This window comes from Peribacillus aracenensis (genome assembly GCF_025175645.1).
Classification (GTDB): Bacteria; Bacillota; Bacilli; order Bacillales; family DSM-1321; genus Peribacillus; species Peribacillus aracenensis.
Genome location: NZ_JANZMJ010000013.1, coordinates 118,109 through 144,531, shown reverse-complemented (window position 1 = coordinate 144,531; position 26,423 = coordinate 118,109). Strand labels below are relative to the sequence as shown.

The 26,423-nt window shown below is 39.1% G+C and carries 27 protein-coding genes and 1 pseudogene; 6 read left to right on the top strand and 22 right to left on the bottom strand.

Annotated features, from left to right (window positions below):
- The 5 genes from N0M92_RS14890 to N0M92_RS14870 all read right to left on the bottom strand — a co-directional run.
- Nucleotides 1–709, bottom strand: a 709-nt coding sequence (locus N0M92_RS14890) for an NAD-dependent epimerase/dehydratase family protein (RefSeq protein ID WP_260286480.1), incomplete at its 3' end; no start/stop codon positions are given.
- Nucleotides 694–1,518, bottom strand: coding sequence for a dTDP-4-dehydrorhamnose reductase family protein (locus tag N0M92_RS14885; protein ID WP_260286479.1), 825 nt, complete (start codon nt 1,516–1,518; stop codon nt 694–696). The genes N0M92_RS14890 and N0M92_RS14885, both read right to left, overlap by 16 nt.
- 1 nt (nt 1,519) lies before the next feature.
- Nucleotides 1,520–2,506 carry a polysaccharide biosynthesis protein gene (locus tag N0M92_RS14880; protein ID WP_260286478.1) on the bottom strand — a complete coding sequence of 329 codons (987 nt, stop codon included), beginning with the start codon at nt 2,504–2,506 and terminating at the stop codon, nt 1,520–1,522.
- A complete protein-coding gene (wecB, locus tag N0M92_RS14875) occupies nt 2,499–3,590 on the bottom strand; it encodes a non-hydrolyzing UDP-N-acetylglucosamine 2-epimerase (protein WP_260286477.1) in 1,092 nt (363 codons plus the stop codon). Before wecB ends, N0M92_RS14880 begins: the two co-directional genes overlap by 8 nt.
- Before the next feature lie 218 nt (nt 3,591–3,808).
- Nucleotides 3,809–5,527, bottom strand: a complete 1,719-nt coding sequence (locus N0M92_RS14870) for an ABC transporter ATP-binding protein (protein ID WP_260286476.1) — start codon at nt 5,525–5,527, stop codon at nt 3,809–3,811.
- Nucleotides 5,528–5,746: 219 nt separating this feature from the next.
- Between N0M92_RS14870 and N0M92_RS14865 the strand changes: the two genes are divergently transcribed.
- Nucleotides 5,747–6,988, top strand: a complete 1,242-nt coding sequence (locus tag N0M92_RS14865; RefSeq protein ID WP_260286475.1) for an MFS transporter — start codon at nt 5,747–5,749, stop codon at nt 6,986–6,988.
- A gap of 201 nt (nt 6,989–7,189) precedes the next feature.
- Here N0M92_RS14865 and N0M92_RS14860 read toward each other — a convergent pair whose 3' ends face one another.
- The 6 genes from N0M92_RS14860 to N0M92_RS14835 all read right to left on the bottom strand — a co-directional run bounded on the left by N0M92_RS14860 (nt 7,190) and on the right by N0M92_RS14835 (nt 13,415).
- On the bottom strand, nt 7,190–8,452 hold the full coding sequence (locus N0M92_RS14860; protein WP_260286474.1) for a glycosyl hydrolase family 18 protein: 1,263 nt from the start codon (nt 8,450–8,452) through the stop codon (nt 7,190–7,192).
- A 204-nt stretch (nt 8,453–8,656) separates the two neighbouring features.
- Nucleotides 8,657–9,406: a (S)-benzoin forming benzil reductase gene (locus N0M92_RS14855; RefSeq protein WP_260286473.1), complete on the bottom strand. Its 750-nt coding sequence runs from the start codon at nt 9,404–9,406 to the stop codon at nt 8,657–8,659.
- Nucleotides 9,407–10,137: 731 nt separating this feature from the next.
- On the bottom strand, nt 10,138–11,595 hold the full coding sequence (cls, locus tag N0M92_RS14850) for a cardiolipin synthase (RefSeq protein ID WP_260286472.1): 1,458 nt from the start codon (nt 11,593–11,595) through the stop codon (nt 10,138–10,140).
- A gap of 228 nt (nt 11,596–11,823) precedes the next feature.
- Nucleotides 11,824–12,087, bottom strand: a complete 264-nt coding sequence (locus N0M92_RS14845) for a metal-sensitive transcriptional regulator (protein ID WP_260286471.1) — start codon at nt 12,085–12,087, stop codon at nt 11,824–11,826.
- A 170-nt stretch (nt 12,088–12,257) separates the two neighbouring features.
- Nucleotides 12,258–12,701, bottom strand: coding sequence for a CoxG family protein (locus N0M92_RS14840; RefSeq protein WP_260286470.1), 444 nt, complete (start codon nt 12,699–12,701; stop codon nt 12,258–12,260).
- 186 nt (nt 12,702–12,887) lie between these two features.
- Nucleotides 12,888–13,415, bottom strand: a complete 528-nt coding sequence (locus N0M92_RS14835; protein WP_260286488.1) for a YjgB family protein — start codon at nt 13,413–13,415, stop codon at nt 12,888–12,890.
- Between the two features lie 547 nt (nt 13,416–13,962).
- Between N0M92_RS14835 and N0M92_RS14830 the strand changes: the two are divergent.
- Nucleotides 13,963–14,110: pseudogene (locus N0M92_RS14830) on the top strand (glycerol-3-phosphate transporter); the annotation flags it as partial.
- 257 nt (nt 14,111–14,367) lie between these two features.
- Here the strand turns inward: N0M92_RS14830 and aspA are convergent.
- Nucleotides 14,368–15,798 (bottom strand): aspartate ammonia-lyase, encoded by a 1,431-nt coding sequence (gene aspA / locus N0M92_RS14825; protein ID WP_260286469.1) that lies wholly within the window; start codon nt 15,796–15,798, stop codon nt 14,368–14,370.
- A gap of 23 nt (nt 15,799–15,821) precedes the next feature.
- Nucleotides 15,822–16,811, bottom strand: coding sequence for an asparaginase (locus tag N0M92_RS14820; protein ID WP_260286487.1), 990 nt, complete (start codon nt 16,809–16,811; stop codon nt 15,822–15,824).
- 228 nt (nt 16,812–17,039) lie between these two features.
- Here N0M92_RS14820 and N0M92_RS14815 point away from each other — a divergent pair, with 228 nt between their 5' ends.
- Nucleotides 17,040–17,414: a helix-turn-helix domain-containing protein gene (locus N0M92_RS14815; protein WP_260286468.1), complete on the top strand. Its 375-nt coding sequence runs from the start codon at nt 17,040–17,042 to the stop codon at nt 17,412–17,414.
- Between the two features lie 508 nt (nt 17,415–17,922).
- Here N0M92_RS14815 and N0M92_RS14810 read toward each other — a convergent pair.
- The 5 genes from N0M92_RS14810 to N0M92_RS14790 form a co-directional block, all read right to left on the bottom strand.
- A complete protein-coding gene (locus N0M92_RS14810; protein WP_192205058.1) occupies nt 17,923–18,090 on the bottom strand; it encodes a hypothetical protein in 168 nt (55 codons plus the stop codon).
- A 443-nt stretch (nt 18,091–18,533) separates the two neighbouring features.
- A complete protein-coding gene (locus N0M92_RS14805) occupies nt 18,534–19,142 on the bottom strand; it encodes a flavin reductase family protein (RefSeq protein ID WP_260286467.1) in 609 nt (202 codons plus the stop codon).
- An 18-nt stretch (nt 19,143–19,160) separates the two neighbouring features.
- Nucleotides 19,161–19,769 carry an alpha/beta hydrolase gene (locus N0M92_RS14800; protein ID WP_260286466.1) on the bottom strand — a complete coding sequence of 203 codons (609 nt, stop codon included), beginning with the start codon at nt 19,767–19,769 and terminating at the stop codon, nt 19,161–19,163.
- The gene (locus N0M92_RS14795; protein ID WP_260286465.1) at nt 19,769–20,716 is read right to left on the bottom strand and encodes a ring-cleaving dioxygenase; all 948 of its coding nucleotides are present in this window, start codon (nt 20,714–20,716) and stop codon (nt 19,769–19,771) included. Before N0M92_RS14795 ends, N0M92_RS14800 begins: the two co-directional genes overlap by 1 nt.
- A 24-nt stretch (nt 20,717–20,740) precedes the next feature.
- Nucleotides 20,741–21,718 carry a ring-cleaving dioxygenase gene (locus tag N0M92_RS14790; protein WP_260286464.1) on the bottom strand — a complete coding sequence of 326 codons (978 nt, stop codon included), beginning with the start codon at nt 21,716–21,718 and terminating at the stop codon, nt 20,741–20,743.
- Nucleotides 21,719–21,963: 245 nt separating this feature from the next.
- Here N0M92_RS14790 and N0M92_RS14785 point away from each other — a divergent pair, with 245 nt between their 5' ends.
- A complete protein-coding gene (locus N0M92_RS14785) occupies nt 21,964–22,563 on the top strand; it encodes a nitroreductase family protein (protein ID WP_260286463.1) in 600 nt (199 codons plus the stop codon).
- A gap of 182 nt (nt 22,564–22,745) precedes the next feature.
- On the opposite strand, the gene N0M92_RS14780 is transcribed toward N0M92_RS14785, so the two are convergent.
- Genes N0M92_RS14780 through N0M92_RS14770 form a run of 3 tightly spaced genes read right to left on the bottom strand, consistent with a single transcriptional unit; the run spans nt 22,746 to nt 25,080 of the window.
- The gene (locus tag N0M92_RS14780) at nt 22,746–23,798 is read right to left on the bottom strand and encodes an alpha/beta fold hydrolase (RefSeq protein ID WP_260286462.1); all 1,053 of its coding nucleotides are present in this window, start codon (nt 23,796–23,798) and stop codon (nt 22,746–22,748) included.
- Complete coding sequence (locus N0M92_RS14775) at nt 23,791–24,294, bottom strand: hypothetical protein (RefSeq protein WP_260286461.1); 504 nt, start codon at nt 24,292–24,294, stop codon at nt 23,791–23,793. The genes N0M92_RS14780 and N0M92_RS14775 overlap by 8 nt, the downstream gene beginning before the upstream one ends.
- A 24-nt stretch (nt 24,295–24,318) precedes the next feature.
- On the bottom strand, nt 24,319–25,080 hold the full coding sequence (locus tag N0M92_RS14770) for an SDR family oxidoreductase (RefSeq protein ID WP_260286486.1): 762 nt from the start codon (nt 25,078–25,080) through the stop codon (nt 24,319–24,321).
- Between the two features lie 342 nt (nt 25,081–25,422).
- On the opposite strand from N0M92_RS14770, the gene N0M92_RS14765 reads away from it, so the two are divergent.
- The gene (locus N0M92_RS14765; protein ID WP_260286460.1) at nt 25,423–25,878 is read left to right on the top strand and encodes an OsmC family protein; all 456 of its coding nucleotides are present in this window, start codon (nt 25,423–25,425) and stop codon (nt 25,876–25,878) included.
- Between the two features lie 46 nt (nt 25,879–25,924).
- On the opposite strand, the gene N0M92_RS14760 is transcribed toward N0M92_RS14765, so the two are convergent.
- On the bottom strand, nt 25,925–26,176 hold the full coding sequence (locus tag N0M92_RS14760) for a YkuS family protein (protein WP_260286459.1): 252 nt from the start codon (nt 26,174–26,176) through the stop codon (nt 25,925–25,927).
- Nucleotides 26,177–26,274: 98 nt separating this feature from the next.
- Here N0M92_RS14760 and N0M92_RS14755 point away from each other — a divergent pair, with 98 nt between their 5' ends.
- Nucleotides 26,275–26,409, top strand: coding sequence for a YuzL family protein (locus N0M92_RS14755; protein ID WP_098369432.1), 135 nt, complete (start codon nt 26,275–26,277; stop codon nt 26,407–26,409).
- The last annotated feature ends 14 nt before the right edge of the window (nt 26,410–26,423 follow it).

The following is a 26,423-nucleotide window of genomic DNA, read 5'->3' as shown; positions in this document are numbered from 1 at the left end:
TCCCTGAAGCAATATCATAAATTTCTCCTGATTTCCCCTGGGTTAAAAGAATTTCATAAGAATTTACTACATCTCTTACATCTACAAAATCACGTTTTGCTTGCAGGTTATTTACTTCAAGTAATTTTTCTGCATTATTTTCTTCCATATCGACTATTTTTTTCGCAAAAATGGAACAAACACCATTTGATAATCCGGGACCTATCAAATTTGTTGGCTTAGCGATTATTATGTGCATGCCGTAAAGCTCTCCCCATGATTGAGCAATTAAAACTTGAACAGTTTTGCTTAAACTATAAGGGTGGGTTAAAGTTGTAATATTTTTAGGATCAAATTGCAGGGCTGAACCGACTATAACTACTTTACAGGCTGGATTTTCTTGCCGAAGTGCTTCTATTAAATATAGAGTTGCCATTACATTTGCTTCCAGAGAAGAAACAGGATCAATCCATGATTGTCCAACATGGCTTTGACCAGCTAAATGAAGAAGATACTCCGGTTTCACCTTCTTTATTAACTTTCCTACACTCTCCTTATTTGTTAGATCACACAGCTCTGTCTGTACTTGACCATTTACGAAATTCTTTTTAGTCACAGCAGTAACCGCAAAACCTGCGTTTACAAAGTGATTACACGCATGCTGACCAGTGAATCCGCTTGCCCCCGTAATTAACAATTTAGGCATCTGGCTCATTACTTTTCCATCCAACTTTTTAAATCCCTCAGCATATATTCATAAGTAGGAATTTGATAATAAAAATCGGTTCTTGTGCTTTTTATCGTTCGATCCAGTACGATATTTGAGTCTGGTATTATCTCAACATCTGTTTTATTAAAGCTTTCCTTGATTATTTTCAATAGAGTATATTTTGACAACTTATCCTCTGAACCTAAATGATATAAGCCAGTAACGTTATTCTTAATCATTGCTTCAATGGCTTTAGCTAATTCCAGCGTTGTTACGCCATTCCAAAGCACTTTTTCAAAACCTTTTATTTCTCCTTTTTGTTTCATAAACCAAAGAAATAAACCGATGCCATCTTCTTTTAGTTCTGGACCTATTATGGAGGTCCTTATAGTCAAATGCTTTTCGGTTTTAATTTCTCCTAAGTGTTTAGACTGGCCATAAATCGTCGTACTGTCAGGAATATCCGCCTCTGTGTAATCACCTTTTGTTCCTGAAAAAACGCAATCTGTACTAATATGGATTAATTTACCCCCATAGCGTTCAGTTAATTTGACAAGCTGATGTGGAAAAACGCTATTTACCTGAAAAGCCAGCTTCGTATTATTGCTGGCATGTTCATTTAAAATACCGATGCAGTTGATCGTAATATCCGGTTTTATGGAGTCTGTAATTTCTTCCAACTTTGTCAAATCGGTTACATCCAGATATAAACTCTTTTTATCATTTAAATCCCTTGATGTATAGAAAACCTGATACTGTGGTTTTTGTACAAAGTATGCTTTTAACATATGTCCTGCCATCCCTTGTCCACCAAGGATTAATAACTTCATGTTATATGAAGCCACCTTTCTTTAACATTTCCTTGATCTGGGCTTTATCCATTAGTCCTGTTCCAGAGTTATAGTCTTCTAAACTAACCGGCTGGCAGTTAGAGTAATGTTCTTTTATCCCATCTATATGAATGGATGGAAGTATTACATAATATTCATCGTCATAGGCAATCGCCGTTGTGCTCTCATATTCTGAAAGCAGGATTTCATGGATTTTTTCTCCTGGTCTTATTCCTAGAATTTCCACCTCTACATTTTCTTTCTTAGAAGCATCCATTAATACTTGGGCAAGATCAATAATTTTACAGGACGGCATTTTCATTACGAAAATTTCTCCGCCAATGCTTTCAAAGGTTGCCTTAAATACCAATTTAATCGCTTCTTCAATGGTTAAAAAGAATCTCGTCATTTTTAAGTCGGTTATCCCGATTTTCCCCTTTTCTTCAATTTGCTTTTTAAAAACGTGTATGACACTTCCATTTGTGCCAAGCACGTTTCCGCCCCTGATACAAACAAATCTTGTTTTCGTGTTTAATGTATTAGCGTGTATGATCAGTCTTTCGGCCATTGCCTTTGATAGACCATAAAAGTTGGATGGATTCGATGCCTTGTCTGTAGAAATGTTTACAACTGAATGTACATTACAGCTTATAGCAGCTTCTATAACATTCTGTGTTCCAATTACGTTCGTCTTTAAAGCTTCAATGGGTTGATCTTCACATACAGGAACATGCTTTAACGCTGCCAAGTGGAAAACATAATCAACACCTTGGCAAGCTTCCAATAAAGCTTCCTTCTCTTTTACATCTCCGATTATGAAATGTAATTTCGGATTATTATCAAACTCTTGCTTCATTGTAAATTGATAGGACTCATTTCTTGAAAAAATCCGTATTTCACTCGGTTCAAACTCCAATAACTGCTTAACCAATTCATATCCCCATGAGCCTGTACCGCCTGTTACCAAGATTGTTCGATCTTTAATCAATTTCATGGCCTCCCAGTATTATTTTAAGCACTTTATCTGAAACGTTTTTATGGTCGTAACCTTCTGGAAAAGTCCAGTCTTTATGCTGATTAACCATAACCTTCACACAATTGACGATTTGTTTAGCGTTAATTCCTGATAACATATTGCTGCCCGACTCAATGGTTTCTGGCCTTTCCGTAGTTTTTCGTATCGTAACTGTCGGTACATGGAACAAACAACATTCCTCTTGAACGGTTCCACTATCGGTCAGCACACAAAAAGCGTTCTTTTCAAGTTTTACGAAATCAAAGAACCCAAATGGTTCATGAAATTCAATTAATGGATGCACTTCTAATTTGGGACTGAGTTCAATGCGGGATTTTGTCCGGGGATGTAAACTGCATATGATTCTTTTTTGATAGGTCTCGGCAACTAAATTAATGCCCTTCATTATCTCCAGCAAACGGTCCTCATGGTCAACATTTTCGGCACGATGAATGGTAACGAGGAAATAATCTTCCTTATCCAAATTCCTTTTGTCCAAGATTAAACTTTGCTCGATTTCATTATCATAATGGTTCAAGACCTCGTAAATGGGGTTTCCCGATAAATATATTTTGTTACTCGGGATACCTTCCTTCAAGAGATTCTCTTTACTTTGAGGAGTATATGGTAAATTAAAGCTTGAAACAGCATCAATAATACGACGATTTTTTTCCTCAGGCACCTCCAAGTCAAAACAACGGTTCCCTGCTTCCATATGGATAACCGGTATGCCCATTCTTTCTGCTAAGATAGAGCTGAGTCCGGAGTTTGTATCCCCCAACACTAATATTTTGTCGGGCTTTTCAGTTAATAAGATGGCCTCTAATTTTTTAAATATGGCCGCTAACTGTTCACCGAGTGTTTGCTGTTGATTCAACAAGACATAATCAGGGGTACGTACCTTTAGCTGTTGGAAGAATATTTCACTTAAGGATGCGGTGAAATTTTGTCCGGTGTGCACTAGAATATGCGAATCGGCATATTGATCCAGTTTCTTTATAATTAGACTTAATCTGATAATTTCAGGTCGAGTCCCTAAAATAGTCATTACTTTCACGATTTACACTCCTTAATCTTTTCTGGTTTATGGCCTCACCGTCTACCCTTATTGTATGCACAGCCAATCCTATTGTTATAGGCCATCCTATTAGATTTCGCCTCAATTTGTTCATAGAAATATTAATTGAAAATTATGATTTATAGAGACCATTATTGATTGAACTTCACCCCATTCTATTAAAAAAGCTATATGTCCTTGTGAGGACATATAGCTTTTTATCTTTTTTGAAATTGTAATTGATGCAGATTGGCAAAAAGGCCCCCCTGCTTAAGTAAGTCATCGTGACCGCCCTCTTCAGCAATTCCTTCTTCCGTAACTACCACGATCTTGTCAGCGTTTCGTATGGTTGCCAAACGGTGTGCGATGATTAGCGTAGTTCTGTTTTCAGCCAGTTCAGTAAGAGCCTGCTGTATTATTCTTTCAGTTTCAGTATCGAGTGCAGAGGTTGCTTCATCGAGAATTAATATGGGCGGATTTTTTAAAAACATCCTTGCTATTGCAATCCGTTGTTTTTGTCCGCCCGATAATTTCAAGCCGCGTTCCCCTATTTGAGTCTCATAGCCTTCCGGAAGTCCTTCGATGAAAGTCTCCAAATGGGCTTTCCTTGCGGCTTCTTTAATTTGTTCATCCGATGCGTCAAGCATTCCGTACGCAATATTCTCTTTTACAGTTCCTGTAAAAAGAAACACATCTTGCTGGACTATGCCAATTTGTGAGCGCAATGACTTTTTCGTCATCTCACGAATATCAATTCCATCAATGGAAATCGAGCCGGCATTAACATCATAAAATCGTGGGATCAATGAGCATATAGTCGTTTTCCCGGCTCCTGAAGGCCCGACAAAGGCAATGGTTTCACCCGCTTTAACTGTTAGATCAATACCTTTTAAAACCGGCTTTTTATCTTCATAGTTAAAAGTAACGTCTTTAAAGGAAATATCGCCCAAAAGGGTGGTGACTTCTATTGCATCCTTTTTATCCACGACATCAGGTGCGACATCCAGAAGTTCCGTAAAACGCTTAAAGCCGGCCATCCCTTTTGGATAGAGTTCCATCAACGCACTGATTTTGTCGATCGGTTTAAATAATACGTTAACGTATAAGACGAATGCAACCAGTTCACCATAAGAGAGCTGCCCATGAAATGTTAGCCAAGCTCCTATCACCAACACGGCAAGGGTCATAAACCTCGTCATCATGTAAATGCCTGATAAGCTAAAGGACATTACCTTATATCCAAGAAGTTTCGCTTTACGGAATCTGCGATTATTAGTAGAAAATCTTTTCATTTCATATGTTTCATTAGTAAAGGATTGGACAACCCTCACACCTGAGACGCTATCTTCCACACGGGCATTTACATCTGCAACTTCTGTATACATTTTCTTCCAGGCTTTATTCATCTTTAAGTTACTTATGACAATTAATAAAACGAGGAACGGTAAGATACAAACCGATATGAGTGCCAATTTCACATTGATCGTCAACATAATCCAAAATGCACCTATAAAAGTCATGAAGGCAATGAATAAATCTTCGGGACCATGGTGAGCAAGTTCACCAATATCGAACAGATCATTAGTTATGCGGCTCATGATATGGCCGGTTTTCGTGTTATCAAAAAAACGAAAAGATTGTTTTTGCACATGCGCAAATAATTCCTCACGCATATCAGTCTCAATATTGATACCCAATATGTGACCCCAATACCCTACGATGAACTGTAAGAAGGTACTAATGATATAAAGGAGGAACAATCCGGCACTTACCGAAACAATTGCAGACCAATCGTCGCCTGGCAGCAGTGTATCTATAAACCACTGAACGGCTAGCGGAAATGCAAGTTCAAGTACAGCCACCACCACTGCACTGAAGAAATCAATAATGAATAACCGCTTATGCGGGAGGTAATATGAAGCAAAACGTCGAATCATCAAATTTTTCTCCTTTTCTACATATATTAAGGAGTATAATTCCATATTCAATATTCAGCAAGCATTTCATAACCCCCATTTTCATATTATGGTAAAATCATCTATATAAAACAGCCCAACCCGGCTCATGCAATCTATTAATTTAGGGAGTGAATCCAGTGTAAAAAAATAACTATTTTAAATATCCATGATCTTTATTTTCTTAAAAGGATGGTATTCATGAAAAATACATCGTTTCGATGCCTTTGGATAGGTCAGGCGTTTGCAAATCTAGGGGATATATTTTATGTAGTCGGGTTGATTTCACTATTATACACCTTGACGGGATCTGCTTTTTATTTGAGTTTGCTTCCGTTCACTACAACGATTTTTAGGTTTTTCAGCAGTTTACTTGCCCCCCTTGTCATCGACAGGTTTCCTTTAAAAAGAATTCTTGTACAATCTCAATGGTGGAAAACTATCTTACTCGTTTGCCTAGGAATCTATATAACAATTTTCAATCATGGTTTTTCCGTTGCCGTCATTTTCTTCATCGCCTTGATTTCATTATTGGATGGAGTCGCAGCGCCGGTCAGCGCAGCTTTGGTTCCTCAATTAGTTCCAAAAGATGAACGGATGAAAGCGAATGGTTTCTTGAATGTGATCACCCAGACCATCTTTGTAGCAGGATGGCCACTAGGCTCCGTCTTATTGATAAGCACCAACAGCAGCTTCATCATTTGGCTTGCTGTTCTGCTTTTTGCCGTTTCAACGATCTATACAGTTAGAATCGAAATCTCTGGGCAAACGACGGATTCTGTTGCTCCGACAAACTGGGGTTCCATTAAATCCGGATGGGTTGCGATTCACCAAATCCCAACTATCCGTACACTCATTTCCATTGATTTTATAACTACTTTAGCTTCAAGCGTGTGGGTGGCTGCCATTATTTATTTATATGTAGAACAGAACCTGCAACTTGGTGAGGAGTGGTGGGGATACATCAACACAAGCTACTTTGTCGGCATGATTTTCAGTGGATTGATCGTCATCCGTTTTGCCAAGTTACTAGAAAAATATATAGGATTCTTCATCATTCTCGGGCTATTTTTAAGTTCACTGCTGATTTTGCTTTTTGGAACTACCAGTATTCCAGCTTTGGCTTTGCTGCTGGCATGCCTGTACGGTCTCCCGGAACAAATCCGGGAAGTGATTTACACCAAGCTATTCCAAGACCATGCAACGGAAAAGACTCTTGCAAAAATTTATGCCGTTTGGGGAGCGGTCATCAATCTTACATTTGCCGGCTCTGTCTTACTATTGGGCTATATAACGGAAACATACAGTGTCAAAACAACATTCCAATTTTCTTCCACCCTGATATTCCTTGCCTTTCTTTATGCAACGTTTAAAAGGAAGGAATTACAAGGGAAAAAATGTGATCAATCACTGTCAAGTCAGCCTTCTAACATTCCTAGATGATGCTTTTCTTACGATTTAACATAAAAAAGGAACCTTGGTTTTTCCATGGCTCCTTTTTTATGTTTCAAGACTCCTCGAACCATATTGTCTCTCTTTAAAATCTTGCTCGGTGTGATTGGCTTGCCCCTGATTAAAGCTGCACAACCAAACAAGGAAAAAATATATATAAAACTTCTTTTCACCACCTGGCACCCATTCATTCTATTTGATAATCCAGATATTCTTATCTATAAACTTCCAATTCTGCGGAAATTCCAAACCGATTTGCCAATAAGTAGCACCTATCAGTTCATATGCATCAATCATTTCATATTTTGCGCTTATTGATCGAATATCTTCAAACCAAACGACATGGTTCGAATTCTCTCTTCGATAAGAATAGGTAGGGGAAGCCGCTGAAGTGTCAAAAGTTATTTCAGAACCAGTTGCAATGGCAAGATTTTGGGCATTTTGAGCTGATAAAGCCTTAGTCTCGTGGCTTGGTATTATCCAATCGTAGCCATACATAGGAAATGCCGACTGCAGTTTATACTCAGGTATAGTCGACAAAGCATAACGAAGAACTTCGCCCATCCACCAAAGTGGGGAAATGGGTTCAGGCGGGCCAGTTGGATACCCATAGTCAATGGTCATCACGGCAACAAGGTCGGCTGCCTCTCCGATCCCCCGATAATCATGCCCGCCTACAATTCGATTATCAGGATTATCCGCTGTTTTTGCATGTACGTTCACATGCAGGATCAGTTCGTTCAACCCCTCCTTTAATTCTTTTAAAAAAAGCACATAATCGGAACGCCTGGCAGGTGGGATGAATTCGATGTCCATACTGACACCCCCATAGCCTTTCTCCCTAACGAAATTAAGCATACTTTTGATTAAATTCGCTCTGTATACTGAACTGGCAAGGACTTCACCAGCCAAATCAGCATCAAAATCACCACCTTGGAAGTTCCGGATCATCAGTAGCGGCTTCACCCCTGTCTGCTTGCATTTCGCAATAAGGGGGAGATCATCACCATCAACGTATGCATTTCCTTCCCTTGTAAACGAATAAGCTACAATGGCTAAATAGGATAATTTATCACCATTCTGCTCAAGTGTTTCAAACACTACTCCACCTGAAGCCGGGAAGGCAAAACCCAGCGTAATCAATTGATTTTTGTAAGGAGACGGAATTATAATCTCCGTACCGGCTTTTAGCGAGTTTGCAACGATTCCTGGATTTGCCGCCATGATTTCCGCTGCACTCGTACCAAAACGACTGCCAATTTTAGTAAGGGTATCCTGACTTTTAATTAGATACCTCCTATTCACCGTTTTTTCATTAGGTATATACAATGCCAGGCCAGGGACCAAAGTTGTTGATTCCAATCCGTTTACTTCAATTATCCTCGATGGGTCAACTTTGTTTTTCGTGGCAATTCCCCAAAGACTGTCACCTTTTTTCACAATAATGATCGTCATTAAAAGCCCTCCAAACCCCTTCAAAAAAAGTTTATGTCATTCAGGCAATTGGATAGAACGCATTATCACATTTCCTAATGATGAAATCCTGGTTTTTTAGACTTTATTTTAATTGGGATAAAGATCACAAAAAAAGAGGCTGTCCAAAGGGACAGCCCCACATATAAGCCATCAGTTGATTTTCGTTTCACATTCTCCCATACATCAAAGTAAATTCTTAATATCGTAGAACTTCCCATTCTCCAAATCTTCTGCCTCAAGAAGCTGCAAAAGTTTATCTGCCACAAATTCGGGGCTTCTTAACATGCCATTCTCTTTATATTCATGAAATTTGTCTCGATCGGAAAAGTCCCGTTCGTCTGCTGACCGGATTGTCCCTTGCATTTCCGTATCCATTACACCTGGTGAAAAAGAAATGAGAGACGTAGGGAAAGATGTTTTATCCTGTTCCAACCCTGCAACCCGTGTAAACATTTCTAGCCCTGCCTTCGTGCTGCAATAGGCTGACCAGCCATGATAAGGGTTTTTTGCTGCTCCTGAAGATATGTTGACCATTACCTTCTTTCTGTTCCAGTCCTTTGTCTGTTTAACGAACTCATCAGCAAGTACGATGGGTGCCATGAAATTCACCCGCATGCTCATTTCCAAATTTACTCTGCCAAGGTTTCCTACCGGCTTTATCGGTTCAATGACACCTGCATTATTAATGAAATAAATGTCACTTGTTTCATCGACAGCAGCAAGAATCTCATTGACTAAGGAAGGTAGCTTTTCAGTTTCATTCAAGTCCAGCGAAAAAAATGTAAGTTTCTTCCCCAATCTGTCAGCCATCTGCTGCATTTCAGGATGGGCTGTACGGGAAACTAAGATGCAATGATCACTCGTCTGCAAACAGCCTTTGGCGATCGCAGCCCCTAAACCTTTTGAAGCTCCTGTGATTATAAACGTTTTCACGGCATTTCCCCCTTTTATGGATATATACTATTGTACCAAAATGGAGTCCGAATGGTCTCCTGCCGAATCCCTTTCACTATTCTTACCGAGGATGATTACTATAATTTTTAAAACATTATTGGCTATATAAAATAAATCCTCATTGGATTGAAGAAATTTGCGAACCTGCCGAAAATTTGCTAGCCGGGACCTCGGTGGCGCTTGCTGTGATAGGCTTGCCAGACATCCGGCGGAAAGGAACGGATTTGTGAAAGAGGTTTGGGAAATGATTTCCATTCCAGGCACTCGCTTTCCGCGGGCGGTCCGGGAGCCTCCTCGGCGCCTTTGCGCCTGTGGGGTCTCCCTTGGACGCGTTTTCCCGCAGGAGTCTTGTACCTTTCATTCCAATCAACTTTGTTTTTCTTTTAGATAGATTACGAATTACCTTAAAGAAACTGTAGACCTACAATAGTGTATTCCTGTCTCAATTTCTTTAGATAATTATTTCCAAATCATTAAACCAAGACTTGGTGATATTCCAAAATTTATTATTTTCGACACTCCTGCCGAAAACTTGCTAGCCGAGAATACGGAGATGCTTGCTTTGATGAGGCTTGGCAGACAGCCGGCGGAAAGGAACGGATTTGTGAAATTATGAACGTTGATCAAAGAAAAAAACTGCAGGCAAGCTCGCTTTTACGAATTTGTCTACAGTCTGAGCGGTCCATATAGTAATGGTCCGTAATTAAAAATTATAATATGGGTGATACCAGCCTTGCAATGGACTCTTTAAAACGAATCCATTTTGAACGCTTTTCAAAGTCTTCAATTGTAAGCTGCCTGCAGACTTCAACATCCTTATAAAAAATCCTTGTCAGTGTTTCGGCCATTCCTTCATCATAAATAAAGGCATTGACTTCAAAGTTCAATTTAAAACTACGGACATCAATGTTTGCTGTCCCCACCGAGGAGACCTCTTCGTCCACCACGATCATCTTCGCATGAATAAAGCCGTTATCATAGATGTATATCTTAGCTCCCGCTCTTAATAACTGCCCTGCGTTGAAAGTTGTTGCCCAATAAACGAAAAGGTGATCAGGTTTATTCGGAATCATGATTTTTACATCTAACCCTGATAAGCTGGCAATCCTGAGTGCATCCAATAAACTTGCATCCGGTATGAAGTAAGGTGTTTGAATGAGAATCGATTTCTTTGCTGAAGATATTAATTTAATATAGCCATTTTTAATTTGTTCCCATTCAGAATCTGGCCCACTTGTCACTATTTGCAAATCTATATTGCCTTGAGGCTTTAAAACAGGGAAATAATGAGGCTGATAAGTTATATCATGGTGCTTTGATGCCTGATTCCAATCCAGGATAAAACGGGTTTGAATGGCTTTGACAGCTGAACCCTTTATTCGAAGGTGTGTATCACGCCAGAAACCGAATTTTGGATTAAGCCCTAAATATTCATCACCAACATTAAAGCCTCCAACATAGCCTACTTTTCCATCAATGATGACTAGCTTTCGATGGTTACGGAAATTCAGCCGTAAATTTATAAATTTTAATTTGGATGGAAAGAATGCCTCCACTCGCCCTCCTGCCTGCCTAAATTCCCTGAAGAAACTTTTAGTCATCCCTCTGGAACCCAGCTCGTCATAAAGCAGCCGAACTTTGACGCCTTCATTCGCTTTTTTAGTCAAAGCTTCAATGAACCGTTTACCCAAGCCGTCCCTTTGAATGATGTAGTATTGTATGTGTATATGGTTTTCTGCCGCTTCGATATCTTTAAAAAGCTGGTCAAACTTATTTTTTCCATCCGTAAAAATATCGACATGATTATCTTCAGTAAGCACGGCATCATTGTTCCGGAGATGCATATAAATCAAATCACGGTAATTACTTGAAGAAGCATTTCGAAAAGGAAAATGATCCGTCGAAAGCTCTTCCATCTGTTTATCAAGAATTTCTTCAATCCCGATTTTCTTCTTGTCCTCCCATTGGAATAAGTGGGCGTGCCTTAAACTCGTTCCAAAAAGGAGATATAAAATAAAACCGACTACAGGGAGAAAATATAACACCAATAACCAAGCCCAGGTGGTGCTCGCTTCCCTTCTTTCAAAAAATATGACAATCGTTGCAAATAAAATATTTAGAATGATGACGAGGCCGAGCAAAACCGATGTAACATGCGTAAATTCCATAGTATTCCCTCACTCAATTTTTATCCCTTTAAGGATACCATGCAAATTCTTTATATCAAAGGATTTGCTTAATAGAAGTGAAAACAGAGAATTCAAAAAAAAAGGACCTCTTCCTGTAGAGGCCCATTTTTTAAAAATCCCACCCTGGAAATTCAGATTTCTCAGATTGGTCAGATTGTTTTTAATTATTGTCTTAAACATTCAACAATAACAATAAATTATAATTGCTTATCGGCTTTTCACTAATAAATTCACAGCTTCTTTCACTAGCTCTTCGGGATTTTTTTCTCCGGTTTCATTAGCCTCCCGAACGCATTCTACAAGATTTGAACTTACTATTACCCCGATTGTCCTATCGATTGCAGATCTAGTGGCAGATAACTGCGTTACTACTTCTCTGCAATCCTTGTTTTCCTCCATCATTTTCAATATCCCACGAAGCTGTCCTTCTATTCGCTTCACTCTATTTTTAACCTGATTGTCATATTCCATGTGAGGCCTCCTACCCTGCCTATTACTTATGAATCCTATCCAGACATCCATCATAAACCAATTCAGTTGAAATGAAGGATTGATAAAAATCTTACAATTTATAATACATACCACTTAGGTATAATTGTCAAGTGCCAATATTCAATAATGATAGCTCCAATATGTAATTTCTATTTTTGTACTAGGAGACTTTGTGCAACTGCCTCAGAAAACTCGATCGTCATTTGGGGAACGTAGGTTTTTAACAAAGCATTGACGATAGGGGCCTTGGCTCCTTTTGCCGTAATCGCCAGGCAGCCAGTCATTTTAGTCTGTTCAACCCCGCACTGTTCTGCTAAAAAATAGCCATGCCCATCAAATTTTTCATTTAATCCCTTAAGTTTAAATGTTACCTTTTCGGGTTCAATCCATTCCAATATCTTCACTTCAAGTTTTATTTTCTTCTTCATTAATCCCAAATCACTTTTAAACTCCCAGATGAGTGTCCACTCATTCATCATCTCATGATTGATATATCCCGGGACAAGAGGTGCCCAACGATCTATACTACTTACAAATCCCCAAACCGTTTTTATTGAAACAGGTAAAATGATACTGTGCACACCTTCTGACAAAGCAGTTCCCCCTTAATCATTCTTATTACATCTTTTTAATGTATGGCTGAATATTATTGAATAGAACGGTAAGCTCAGATTCTTAAACAAATTTCTCCCTGTGGTAAGGAAACCATTTAAAGATACTAACAGTAAAGAATCGCCCTTATACAATATAGAGACGATTCTTTTTTGTCTTGTTCCTTATCAATCTGACGCAATTTCAACCGTATACATACTCAATCTTGGATCAGGGTTGATCCAGGCGCTTTCAAACACGAATACCACTTTATAATTTGCGTAATCGGTATAAGTGACATAGTACATCCCTTCTTGCTCCACTTCACTTACAGGTTCACCAATCAATCCCTTCAACATGGATAAATGGATGGTTTGCAATTGCGGATCAAAATCATCAATGGCGGTAATCGTTTTTCTTCCTGTTGAACCGTCATAGAGGAAACGGATATTATGGGACCAATAATTGGCCGCGACGGTACTTAAATCTTCCGGTGCACCCCAGGCTTTTTCCACTTTCTTCAATGAATCACCTACAGAAAATGGGCCACTGCTAATGGTTTGCTGGGATTCATAGGCTAAACCCATGATCTGCCGAATCAAAAGGTCTGACTTGGATTGTGATGATAATGAATTTGATGAAGCAAAAGCAGCCTGACCACTAAACATGAGAAATGCGAGCATTAGAAATGTAACAATTTTGATAAAACGATTCACTTGTTTCAAAGTCCTCCTCCCTTTCCATCTGGAAGTGACTAATACATTATTTTAAATATCTTAAAAAAAAATGAAAAATATTCATGTCATTCCAGTTGGTTTTACCTTTACCATTAATATTCATTGGAACTTTGGACACATACCAAAAAACTTAGCATGAAATATTAGTCTATTTAACTTGAAGAAAATGGTACCTCATTTGTACGAGTGGACACGAAAAATGCTCACACCGTTTTCTTATGAAGATAGTTAATTATTACAAGCTAGCGATGGTGGAGATTTTGAGAACTCATGCTTAAATAGGACCTTTTATTTAAGTATGAGTTTTTTATATGTGTCATCATCAATACTTAACTCAATTAGTAGGTTCAACAAAAATATCATATTAAGGAGGAATTGGATGCTCAAATTACTTTCGCCAGTTTTACCAGTTGAGAGATTACCTGAAGGAAAGATAGATTCCGAATATAAGAAGCTCAGTTTACAAGTTTTCCTCGGAAACTTCATTGGAAATGCAGCGTATCATTCAATTCAAAACTTTTCCATAGGCATTCCGGGCACTTTATTATGCGGTTATATCTCGGATAAAGTTTTTAAAGAACATGAGGGTTGTCTTTATGCCAGGTGCATTAATCGCAGTCCTTGTATACTGGTTTAACCCTGCTGGCAACCTAATGATTGATCTAATTGCGATTGGATAGCGGCTAATGATATTAAATATATTCTAAAGAGGATAGATTGTTTATTATTGGTTAACACCCTCCATGATTAGATCGACGGCAAACGATATCTGTATATTCAGATAATAATACCAAGAAGCTGTTGCCGGACGGTTTGGGTAACATTTCATAAAGGAATGCATAAAATAAATGACTATGCCTTTATACCAACGGTCCTAAAGGCATAGTCATTACATCAAAATCATATAGATTGTTTTCTACTAATTTACTGGTTATTGACGCTCAAAAAGTGAAGCTCCTGCTATACCGGGTTTTGTCATCTCATAAGGATTTAGAATTAGATCCAATTCTTCTTCTGTCAACACATCATATTGTAAACAAAGTTCGCGAACTGATTTGCCTTTTAATATCGCTTCACGCGCAATACGTGAAACCACTTCGTACCCAAGGTGCGGATTGACTGCTGTAATCACTCCAACACTTTGTTCGACATAATCTTTTAGATGTTGCTCATTAGCTTCAATGCCTTCTAAGCAATAATCTGTAAAGACATTGAAAGCATTGTTCATGATGCTAATTGATTGCAATAAATTGAATACAAGGACTGGCTCCATTACGTTCAACTCTAGTTGTCCTGCTTCTGATGCTAAGCAAATCGTATTATCGTTCCCGATCACTTGGAAAGCGACTTGATTAATTAATTCTGGCATTACTGGATTTACTTTTCCTGGCATGATTGATGAACCTGGTTGACGTGCTGGAAGAGTGATTTCTGCTAATCCCGCTCTCGGTCCTGAAGCCATCAAACGTAAATCATTAGCAATTTTAGACATATTCATCATACATACTTTCAATGACGCTGACACTTCAGTATATGCATCCGTATTTTGGGTTGCATCCACTAAATGTTCTGCACCTACAAGCGGCAAGTTACTGATTTCAGCTAAATATTTAACAACATTTTCAATGTAACGGGGATCTGCGTTCAATCCCGTTCCCACTGCTGTTGCCCCCATATTCACTTCATATAAATGTTGGCGTGATTGACTGATTCGTTTTATATCCCGATCCAACACGCGACTGTATGCCTCAAATTCTTGACCGAGTCGAATTGGCACTGCGTCTTGAAGATGTGTGCGTCCCATTTTAATAACATGATCAAATTGTTTTGCTTTATTTTTTAAAACCGTACTCATCTTGGTCATTGTTTGTAACAATTGCTCTAAGAGTCTTAATGTTGATAAATGAATGGCAGTTGGGAATACGTCATTGGTTGATTGCGACATGTTAACATGGCTATTTGGACTTACTTGTACATAATCCCCTTTATTGTGTCCCATGAATTCTAACGCACGGTTGGCAACGATTTCATTAATGTTCATATTCATCGATGTACCTGCACCGCCTTGAATTGGGTCAACGATGAAATATTCATGCCACTTTCCATCGATCACTTCATCAGAAGCTTTGACGATAGCGCTTCCAATCCCATCATATAACCGTTTGGTATCCATATTTGCTAAAGCGGCTGCTTTTTTAATCATAGCTAGTGCACGAATCATTTCTTCATTGACTTTGTAACCGGTAATCGGAAAATTCTCTACAGCGCGTAAAGTTTGTATTCCATAATATACATCAGCTGGAATTTCCTTTTCCCCAAGAAAGTCTTTCTCGATGCGGTATGTTCTCTCTTCTGTCAACATTTCCTCTTACCCCTTTGTCTGTTCTATAATGTAATGTCCTCTGCAATCGGTGTTTCCATCATTTCCTTCACTTTTTTGGGATCCTTTGTCTTCGCTAAAATCCACATCAACTTAGGAACGATGGCTTCTGTATTCATATTTCTGGAACGAATGATGACATTCTTATTCACTTTTCGTCCCACTTCGTAAATATCCATATCTTCCCCTTCTTCTAAACATTGGGTAGTAATGACTACGGATATTCCACATTGTACTAACTCATTCAATTTTTCTAAAATATTTCTTCTTTGAAACGGAATACCACCGCTTCCATAACTTTCAATTACGATACCCCGACAATGATTTTTCAGAGAATCAAAGAATTCAGGTTTAATACCAGGATGGAGCTTAACTAAAGCAACATCTGTACATAGGGAAGCATCTAACTTAGCTTCCTTTTTCTTTGGTGAATGAACTGGCTTTAGATACTCAATTTTATCTTTGAATATGGTAGCGATATATGGATAGTTAATACTTTCAAACGAATCATAGCTTTTAGTTCTCAATTTAATGGCCCTAGTACCCTGGATGACTCTACCATCAAATACAACATATACTCCTCCAATATCTTCACAAGCAAACCGAATCGCATCAGAGATATTTCTTTTGGCATCTGTCTTTTTAAAGGCAATTGGGATTTGAGAACCTGTAATGATAATTGGTTTCCTTAAATCTTGTAACATATATGAGAGCGCAGCTGAAGTGTAAGCCATTGTATCTGTTCCATGGGTAATCACAAAGCCATCGTAATCATGGTAGTGCTCATGAATGGATTGTGCCATTTCTGTCCAATCTTCCGGCTGCATATTTGTACTATCAATATTCATCAAAGGCTTACTATCAATCTGATAAAGTAAATCCAATCCCGGCAGGTGTCCTAAAAATTCGTCAGCTTTCATATCTGGAACCAGTCCATTTTTCCCTTCTAACGATGCAATTGTACCACCTGTAGTAATTAACATCAACTTCTTCATTTTTGACTTCAACTTCCCCAATAAACTACCCCCTATAAAGCCTCCCGTTTTACAATCATTCATCATCTTTGAAAAGGATGTTTTTGCTGGATATATACATGTTGCGCGTACACCACATGTTATTATAGTCATGTTCCAGAGTGAAATCAAGCTAAAAAACATTCATTACGCGTACGCTTATTCCAATTTGATGTTATAATCGATTTATATAAAAGGAGAGTAATAAGAATGATCGTAAATAGATTAACTACATTAAGGAAGGCCAAAAGGTGGTCTTTGCAATATACCGCTGACAGACTCGGAATAGCCAAGAGTACCTATGCAGGTTACGAATCGGGCCATCGCCGTCCTTCATTGGAAACGGTAAATTTATTAGCAGGCTTATATGATACATCCACTGATTACATTCTAGGTCGAGTGGATTATCCATCTAAAGATATTACCACAGAGTCACCTCGAGCCATGGAATTGACGGATTCACCAAATATGAAGCTTGCTGTCGATGGAATCTCTCTTTCTGAAGAGGAAACGATTCAATTCATCGCTTTTATTAGAGCTAAACGAGAAGTGGAAATCATTCGCCATAAACAAAAGGAAACATAGCAGACATTGAGCTTAAGACGTTATGGGGAATGAACCGCACTTCATCACCAGGTACTTATAATATTCACGATGTAACTGGCATGACTGTTAAATTCTATGGCTTTAAACAGTTAGGATATGACGGTTATGATTAATGGCTGAGTTCCCCCCTTTGACGCTACATATAATTATTCCTGGATGACAGCTTTAACTTACTAACAGGTCTTTGCAGCATTTTGAATTCTAATAGTGCCCGAGTTTAGAAAATTAAGTTTTATTAATTATTATAGAAGAAAGTCGGCTAATTAAATGCATCCATCATCATTATTCTGTTATTTTACTTACTTCAAGGGAAGATGAGTATTCCGCTGTTTCTCGCTACCATCTATGCTTATTTAAGAATCTCCGACTTTCCCTCTTCATTTATTTGCAATCAAAGAAAAACCACAGCAAAGCTTATGGTTTTCCCCGTATATAAGTGGATATTTATGTTTAAAACTTCCTCATTCGATATACTGTTTCTCAAAAATCAAGGCATCTCGTCATCTTTTTCCCGATTTTTAAAAGCTTCATGTGTGACAATATCCTCGATTTGTTCATATTGCCGGCTATGTTCCTTCTCTTCGCTAATTCTATTATCGGGTAGATTTCCTGGATGCCCTTTTTCTTTGTGATTAAAACTTTTACCACGACTCATACTCATTCTCTCCTTTCTAATCATTGTTTGTTTAGTTTTCCCAAGCTATCATAAAATATGATATAATTTCTCTTTTTCCTGTTTTTGCAGCAGGTTTGGATACACCTGCAACGCCGGGCGGCATTTGTTGCTATTCACCAAGTAAAGAGGTGTGGTTGATTTCCCCTCCAGATGCTCGCTTTCCGCGGGGCGGGGGCTAAACGCCTGTGGGGTCTCACCTGTCCCTCTGCTCCCGCAGGAGTCTCGCACTTGCGCTCCACAACTTTAAATCGTTTAGTTTTTTAAAACAACAATCTTTACGAAAAGAGCCTTATGAAATGGTTGCTCAATTTCGAACAGCCGCTTACCGCATTAAAATTGCAGATGAAGCTAACTGGGATAATTTTGATCTAAAAAAATGACGCCATCATAAAAAGATGACGCCATTTTTTCTTTCTTATCACTTAAGGACGTTCTATTTCAAATAATTCCCCTAGTTTTGTATAAGTATGACCCGCTAATCTTGCTACAGGTTTTAGCCCATTCTGATCAATTCGACCGTTATGGTAAATATCTTGCTCTATATGATAACAGACTATTTTCCCTATCAATAAATCACAACCTGGTTTATCCTTGGAACCCGCCATTGGTATCGCATGCTCTAATGTACATTCAAAGCGTACCTTCGCTTCTTTCAATCCTGGTACGGATACCTTATCACTAACAGCTGTCGTGAAATGGGTCAGACTCAATTCACTTTCGTCAGACGGGAGTTCCTTCGCCGTTCGATTTGCATCAGCTACATTATTCTCATCAGTGATATGAACAACGAATTCACCTGTTTGAATTGCATTTCGTGCAGTGTCCTTTGAAACCCCTTCTTTCCGTTGGACAGAAACGGAAATCATCGGAGGATTTGAACTGACTATGTTAAAAAAGCTGAACGGAGCTATATTGACTGTACCTGTTTCGGATTTTGTCGTAACCAAGGCTATAGGTCTCGGTATGATGCTACCAGTCAAAAACTTATAATTATCCCGTTCAGTCAGACTTTCAGGATTAACAGAAATCATCTTCATTCCCTCCCATTCTTATAAAAAGTTCTTTAGAAACCATGAACCCGCTGCCTCAACCTCTGACCGTGTTAACTGATGACCGTAATTTTCCCACTGAACATCCACTATTGCACCCGCTTGCAGCAAAAGTTTATTAAGTTCATCAGTTTCTGCTGCCGGGCAAATCGGATCGTTTTTACCTGCAGCAATAAATACAGGTATATCCGAAAGAGAAGGCAATGCAATCCCTCGTCTTGGCACCATTGGATGATGAAGACACGCTCCTAGTAATGCCCCTTCGAAATGGAACAGCAAACTTGCCGCTATATTTGCACCATTGGAATAACCTAATGCTACCACTCTTTCACGGTCGAAGTCATACTTTTTGGACGCTGATTCCAAGAAGTCATAAAGCTCCTTCGTACGAAAAATCAAATCTTCTTCATCAAAAACCCCTTCGGATAATCGGCGAAAAAAACGAGGCATTCCGTTTTCAAGTACATTTCCCCTTACGCTCAATACGGATGATCCTGGTGAAACCAGTTCCGCTAATGGCAAGAGATCTGTTTCCGTTCCTCCAGTGCCATGTAGAAGCAAAAGCAATGGCGCTTCTGGATTACTTCCTTTTTGAAAAATATGCTTCATCATTTATCCTCCTCAAGTACTCTCGGCACTGCCGGCAGTAACGTTTTCTCCATGATCGCCCTTTTTTCTTCCAGCCATGGCGGCAGCATTAAATTACTGCCCATCGTTTCCTTCGTTTCATCATGAGCGAAGCCAGGTGGATCTGTGGCAACTTCAAAAAGTATGCCTCCATCTTCCCTGAAATAAATGGCATCGAAGTATTGACGGTCTGTAAAGGGTGTCACACCATAGCCATGGTTGGCGATATGCTCCCTCCATTCTTTATGATCTTCATTATCGATTGCACGCCATGCAACATGGTGGACGGTTCCCACTCCGATTTTCCCATTTGGCAAAACCGTTTTTTTAATATCTATTAAATTTCCGATGTCCGATGTGGATTTGAAGCGGATGTAATCGCCCTCTTCCCCAATTTTTTGCAGACCCATCACTTTCTCTAATAGTTCCATCGTTTTGATCGGTTTTGACGTCAATAATACGGCACCACCGAATCCCTTGACTGCCTTGGCAGCTGGTACACCGCCGAATGACCACTCGCTATTTTTCCCTTCTTTACGTTCAACCAGTTCAAGTTGCAAACCGTGTGGGTCTTGGAATTCGAGATATTTCTCGCCGAAACGTGAAACCTTTTTAAAGTCTATGTTAAATTTACCTAAACGCATTTCCCAGAAACCCATTGATCCTTCCGGAACAGCATATGTTGTAACCCCCACTTGTCCTGAGCCAATTTTCCCCTTGTATGCCCCAGGCCAAGGAAAGAAAGTGATGATAGTTCCCGGAGAACCTGATTCATCACCGAAATACAAATGATAGGTTCCTGGGTCATCAAAATTAACGGTTTTCTTCACCATACGCAGTCCCAATACTCCAGCATAAAAATCCACGTTCTCTTGAGGATTGCCTACAATTGCGGTTATATGATGTATTCCTGCATTTTGCTTTTGCATGCCCAATACTTCCTTTCCCATTGATTAATTTGTTGGTTTTGTATTCAATGGTTTTAAATTCGCTTCAATATCCTTTCTTTTCGATTCTAAAAAAGGTGGCAGGGCAAGGTTTTCACCTAAGTGCTCCTCTGCTTCATCCACTGCAAAACCTGGTCCATCAGTAGCCAATTCAAATAAGATGCCATTCGGCTCCCTAAAATAGAGTGAATGAAAATAAAAGCGGTCCACATAACCCGAGTTCACGAATTTTGATTCACTAATTTTCTCTATCCATTTTCTCAGTTCCCCTTCATTATCCACCCGGAAGGCAATATGGTGTACTCCACCCCTCCCCAACCTTTCCCGAGGTATGTCATTCCTTTCTTCAATATGGAGTTCGGCGCCCGTTCCTCCCTTACCTGTCTCGTAAACGACTATCGGATTTTGCCCCCTGATTGAGGATGGGTATGTGCCTGACTTCCTGAAACCCAATACGTCGGTAAGAACGCGTTCTGTTTGTACAATATCAGGTACAGTAAGTTTTACTGGCCCTAATCCAAGAATGGAAAACTCTTGCGGCACCGGGCTTCCATCCCACGGTAATCCTCCTTGAACGCCTTTATTATCCTGATCGGAAACCAAAAGAAGCCTCTGCCCTTCAGGGTCTTTAAATGAAAGCACCTTCCTTTCAAAACGGCTCGATATTTCATCCTGCTCAACATTGAATTCAACAAACCGTTTTTTCCAATATCCCAGTGCTTCATCATTTCTTACCCTTAAGGAAATTTCTGAAATACTATTATTCCCCTCATGAGTGCGGGCAGCATTGGGAATTTCAAAAAACGTCAATTCTGTACCCGGTGAACCAATTTGATCTCCATAAAATAAGTGATATACACGTACATCATCTTGATTCACCGTTTTTTTAATTAATCGCAACCCTAAGACTTTTGTGTAGAATTCAAAGTTATTCCCCGCTTTAGCTGTAATCGCCGAAACGTGATGTAATCCTTTTAATTCCATCCAAACCACTCCTATCTTTATAAATCTCCCCTTACGGAAATGAATTAATCCTAAAATAATATCTCGAATTCAAGGTATTTAACCTTCAAAATACTTTTAATGCAAATATCTTGATTTAAAGATAAACGACATAGATAAATTTGTCAACCATTTTCATACAAATAATTTTACCCGTTTTCACTTATCATAAAATATTTAAATCAGGTCAAAATAAATCGGTAGTATAAAGAATGGAGGTGTGATATATGGTTAAAGATTTTTTTAGCGCAATTGAAGATAGACGCTCTTATTATTCCCTTAGCAAGGAACGTGTTGTTCCTAATACAAGGATTAAAGAAGTTATCGATCATGCCGTTCAATATTCCCCTTCCGCTTTCAACTCCCAAAGTGCAAGAGTGATTGTATTAACTGGTCAAAACCACGACCAATTATGGGATATCACAAAAAAAACATTAAGAAAAGCAGTCGGTGCCAAAGATTTTGAAAAAACTAAAGAAAAAATGAATTCATTTATAAATGGTTATGGTACGGTTTTATTCTTTGAAGATCAGGCCATTATAGATAGGCTTCAAGAACAATTCAAAACGTATGCCGATAACTTTCCGATTTGGTCGGACCAATCATCTGCCATTTTACAATTTGTCGTATGGACTTCCTTGGAAATTGAGGGGTTTGGTGCATGTCTTCAGCATTATAATCCTTTAATCGATGATGAAGTGAGAAAGACATGGGATATATCACGTGATTGGAAACTCATCGCACAGATGCCATTTGGAAAACCAACTGCAGAGCCTGATGATAAAGACTTCTCACCACTTGAAGAACGTGTGAAATATTATCATTGAAACAATAGGGGCTGTCTCTGCATAACGAGCCAGCCCTTTCATTTATTTCACTTTAGTAATCCGGAAATGCAGCAAAAAATTTTGAAAATACCAATGTCGCAAAGCCTATATATTCTACAACCGGCATGATTTTGATATCCTCAATGGCGTTTAACATGTACATTTCGCATCCCCCTAGTAAACTATTGAATTGGTGAAGAACGCCCTATTAGCCATTCCTTCAAATAATATGGGAGTACACCGGAATATTGTTTAGCAGCATGTCCACTTTTCAGTAGGCTATATGTCTTATCCTTACATTTCAAATGCTTCATTACCGGATAAATCATTTCCTGTGGGACCAATCGATCATTCTTATTCGCTATTACTAAAACACTAGCATCAATTTTCGATAGCTTCGCTTTTTTTCCCCTTACCTCAAAACTCCCATTAACCAAGCTGTTATTTATCAAAAGGTCTTGGGTTATTTGTTTTGCGGCTGCTCCGGATAATGGTACATGCCCATTTGCCCAAGCATTGAAGCGACGCCAATTTTGAACGTATTCATCATCATCCGCTTGATTCAATAAAGATAGATAGGGTGATATATAGATAGGGGATGTCATTAATCGGATTCCATATTTAACTGCACTGGCTGGGATCGTTTGATAAATATCAATCGTATCGTTAAAATCCACGGTACCTTCCTTTAACGCTACCTGCCATTGATCAAAAAATTCTGAGGCACTGAAATCTACAGGTGTAACGGAAAGGATCAAATTCTTGATTGGCTCGTCTGAAATGGCAGCATATATTGCGGCTATTGTACCGCCGAGGCAAAACCCCATAACTGTAATTTCTGATGCTCCAGAATGGCGTAATGCACGCTGTACTCCTTTTTGAATATAATCGGCGATATAATCTTCGATCGATATTTCACCATCTTCAAAGCCCGGACTTCCAAAATCAAGCAAATACACATCAAAACCTTCATTTACAAAAGATTCTATTAAACTATTGCCGGGGGACAAATCAAGAATCAAAGGAGTATTGATTAGTGAATATATAAGAAAAACCGGCACCTCATATTTTTTTTGTGCTGATGGATAATACCAAAGCGTTGATTTGTTTTTTTTCCACACCGCAGTTTTCGGCGTCAGTCCCATTTCAGGCATTGGCTGATTGGGAATATCCATAAAACGTTTCCATTTAGGTATGGATTCGGATTGATTTTTCGGCACTTTCCGCTTAGACATTTGAATTTCCCTGTCCATGTAAATCGAACCCAGGTAACTGCGAGCTTAACAATAAGGAGTTATTTATAAAATCCGCCAATCTTTTTTTACGCCCTTCCATTTCATTGGATTCCCAACTTGACTTCCTTTTCTTACTGCGCGTTGAAAAAGAAGTGCGTTTATTACTAACTGCAGATTCACCTCTGACATTCCCGCCCCTATCCTCTACAAGTCTTGAGACCAGCTCTTCTAAACTATCAATTTTTTCTTCGAGCTGGATGACTAATTTCGCTAAACTCGCTACATCTTTTTTTGTTGGATAATTCATGATGATGGACATTCTTTCTGAGGCTTCCTGCATTCTATTTATTCTTGGAATCTGCAATCGGGCATTGTCGCTTACTGCTTCTATCAACTCACGGTTATTTAGCAAATTCTGAATTTTATCATTAAGCTGTTGCTCTTTTTGTGTGCCTAGTAATTTAAGCCCTTTATAAAAATCTGATTTTCCTGTCATATATTTCTTCCTTCCTCTCTCCGTTTACGCTAATGCCGAAACTCCACCGTCAATGATTAAAATATGACCGATCATATAGTCAGAAGCCTGTGAGGCTAAAAATACGGCGGCACCCTTTAAATCATCTTCATTGCCAAACCTGCCAGCCGGAGTATGACCTAATATGTCATAGTTAGACTTTTCAAGAATATTCTTTGTGATTTTAGTCGGGAAAAAACCAGGTGCAATTGCATTGACTTGGATTCCGAATCTAGCAAGTTTAACTCCTAAATCCTTGGTCATTGTAATGATGGCACCCTTACTGGTGTTATAAGCTATCGTATCCAATACCTCAGGAAGCGACCCGCCAAGACCTGTCACCGATGCAATATTTATGATTTTTCCGGAATTTTGCTGCTTCATGACCTTCGCTACAGCCTGTGAAAATAGGAATGTACCTGTAACGTTAACATTCAATACTTTTTCCCACTTATCCTTGGGAAGATCCAAAAGCGGACCTGACCAGGACGTACCGCTATTATTGACAAGAATATCAATCGTGCCGAATTGAGCAACCGTTTCCTTGACGACATGGTCAATGGCACTCTCATCCGTGATATCACATTCAAAGGCAACGGCATTAACACCCATCGCTCTCAAGTCTTCACATGCCTCCTTACATAGAGGAAGATTTCGTGAAGCAATGACTATATTTGCACCAGCCTCCCCCAACGCGATGGCGATCTGTTTGCCCAGTCCCCTGCCGCCGCCGGTGATGATAGCCGTTTTATTAGTCAAATCAAACATATTACTCAATGTAGTCAACTTTTCAGCCCTTTCTTTATGAAGAATTTTTTATATAAAACTGTCTATATCATTATAGAAAAGCCTATCCAATATTGTGCTTAAAATAGCCAAATGCCCCTGCCTTTTGTTTCATCAACAAGTTCTTTTATATCAATGAGAATGCTTCGGTCAGCTGTCGGAAATTCGGCCTACCGGAAACTTAAATTGTCCTGCTGGAAGTAGATCCTTCGAACGTTTCGCCACTTTTTACGACCGATAACTGGATTATTCGACTGAGTGAGCAAAATCGGATACTTAACCTGTTAAATCGTTTACACTATAGAACAGTAAGGAGGTTAAAAAATGACTATACATCACTTTCATTTAACCGCCGAATGGCCCGGCGGCAGAAATGATATCGGCACGATTCATTCAGGGAATCTTCAAACACAAATAAGTATTCCTACTGGAATGGAAGGACCAGGGATCGGGACTAATCCCGATGAAATGCTTCTTGGGGCGGCATCGACCTGCTATATCATTACCTTTGCTGCCATGTTAGAGCGAGCCCATATAGAAAAGGCGAGCTTATCCATGCAATCGGAAGCGTTAGTGGATGTTACGAATGGTGTATTCACCTATAAGAAAATCATTCATCGCCCTGCACTTGTATTAGTATCGGGGACTTCTGAAAAAGAGGTTGAAAAAGCGATGAAACTTGCTGAAAAAGCTGAAACTTCATGTATGATTTCTAGAGCGATCAAAGGTAATGTAGCGGTGGAACTGAATGCGAAAATTTCCGTAGCACAGCAACCTTGAAACAGAAAAAGTGCCTAACCCTATGTTGGTTTAGGCACTTTTTGAACTATTGAATCAAGTTCACTTTACTTTCAACCTCTTGGCACACTTCATCAGCCGTTAAACCATTTGCCTCAATGATGGACGCTTTCAATGAAGTATCGCTTATACCCATCACATTACTTTCCAAACCTGTTACCACACAACAATCCACGTTTTTTGCGTCAGCTTCTTGTTTAATCTCCACAACATCAAAACCTTTTTCGCGAAGTGCTTCCTGAATATTCGTTAAAGATTCTTCAACACCGATTTTTGACATCAACACACACCTCCTCTACCTTCTAAGCTGTCCTTTTCACCTTCAATATATGTATAGGATGGAAAGGAAATAGGGAAAGTAATATCGAGGTGATAAACATGAATGGGAAAAACAAGAAAGATGCTTCACAAACTCGTTTAGGTTCTTCTCAGATAGAGGGGCAAGGTACCACTACAAAAGAAACCGGGGCCTTCACTCAACCTTCTTCACTTAAAAAGCAAAAACGCTCCTGATAAAAAAGTATCTT

Bases quoted from the DNA above. Each gene is read 5' to 3' on its own strand.
- N0M92_RS14885 (WP_260286479.1), bottom strand. From the start codon at position 1,518: ATGAAGTTATTAATCCTTGGTGGACAAGGGATGGCAGGACATATGTTA.
- N0M92_RS14870 (WP_260286476.1), bottom strand. From the start codon at position 5,527: ATGATTCGACGTTTTGCTTCATATTACCTCCCGCATAAGCGGTTATTC.
- N0M92_RS14865 (WP_260286475.1), top strand. From the start codon at position 5,747: ATGAAAAATACATCGTTTCGATGCCTTTGGATAGGTCAGGCGTTTGCA.
- N0M92_RS14860 (WP_260286474.1), bottom strand. From the start codon at position 8,452: ATGACGATCATTATTGTGAAAAAAGGTGACAGTCTTTGGGGAATTGCC.
- cls (WP_260286472.1), bottom strand. From the start codon at position 11,595: ATGGAATTTACGCATGTTACATCGGTTTTGCTCGGCCTCGTCATCATT.
- N0M92_RS14845 (WP_260286471.1), bottom strand. From the start codon at position 12,087: ATGGAATATGACAATCAGGTTAAAAATAGAGTGAAGCGAATAGAAGGA.
- aspA (WP_260286469.1), bottom strand. From the start codon at position 15,798: ATGTTGACAGAAGAGAGAACATACCGCATCGAGAAAGACTTTCTTGGG.
- N0M92_RS14820 (WP_260286487.1), bottom strand. From the start codon at position 16,811: ATGAAGAAGTTGATGTTAATTACTACAGGTGGTACAATTGCATCGTTA.
- N0M92_RS14815 (WP_260286468.1), top strand. From the start codon at position 17,040: ATGATCGTAAATAGATTAACTACATTAAGGAAGGCCAAAAGGTGGTCT.
- N0M92_RS14810 (WP_192205058.1), bottom strand. From the start codon at position 18,090: ATGAGTCGTGGTAAAAGTTTTAATCACAAAGAAAAAGGGCATCCAGGA.
- N0M92_RS14805 (WP_260286467.1), bottom strand. From the start codon at position 19,142: ATGATTTCTGTTAATCCTGAAAGTCTGACTGAACGGGATAATTATAAG.
- N0M92_RS14800 (WP_260286466.1), bottom strand. From the start codon at position 19,769: ATGAAGCATATTTTTCAAAAAGGAAGTAATCCAGAAGCGCCATTGCTT.
- N0M92_RS14795 (WP_260286465.1), bottom strand. From the start codon at position 20,716: ATGCAAAAGCAAAATGCAGGAATACATCATATAACCGCAATTGTAGGC.
- N0M92_RS14790 (WP_260286464.1), bottom strand. From the start codon at position 21,718: ATGGAATTAAAAGGATTACATCACGTTTCGGCGATTACAGCTAAAGCG.
- N0M92_RS14785 (WP_260286463.1), top strand. From the start codon at position 21,964: ATGGTTAAAGATTTTTTTAGCGCAATTGAAGATAGACGCTCTTATTAT.
- N0M92_RS14780 (WP_260286462.1), bottom strand. From the start codon at position 23,798: ATGTCTAAGCGGAAAGTGCCGAAAAATCAATCCGAATCCATACCTAAA.
- N0M92_RS14775 (WP_260286461.1), bottom strand. From the start codon at position 24,294: ATGACAGGAAAATCAGATTTTTATAAAGGGCTTAAATTACTAGGCACA.
- N0M92_RS14770 (WP_260286486.1), bottom strand. From the start codon at position 25,080: ATGTTTGATTTGACTAATAAAACGGCTATCATCACCGGCGGCGGCAGG.
- N0M92_RS14765 (WP_260286460.1), top strand. From the start codon at position 25,423: ATGACTATACATCACTTTCATTTAACCGCCGAATGGCCCGGCGGCAGA.
- N0M92_RS14760 (WP_260286459.1), bottom strand. From the start codon at position 26,176: ATGTCAAAAATCGGTGTTGAAGAATCTTTAACGAATATTCAGGAAGCA.
- N0M92_RS14755 (WP_098369432.1), top strand. From the start codon at position 26,275: ATGAATGGGAAAAACAAGAAAGATGCTTCACAAACTCGTTTAGGTTCT.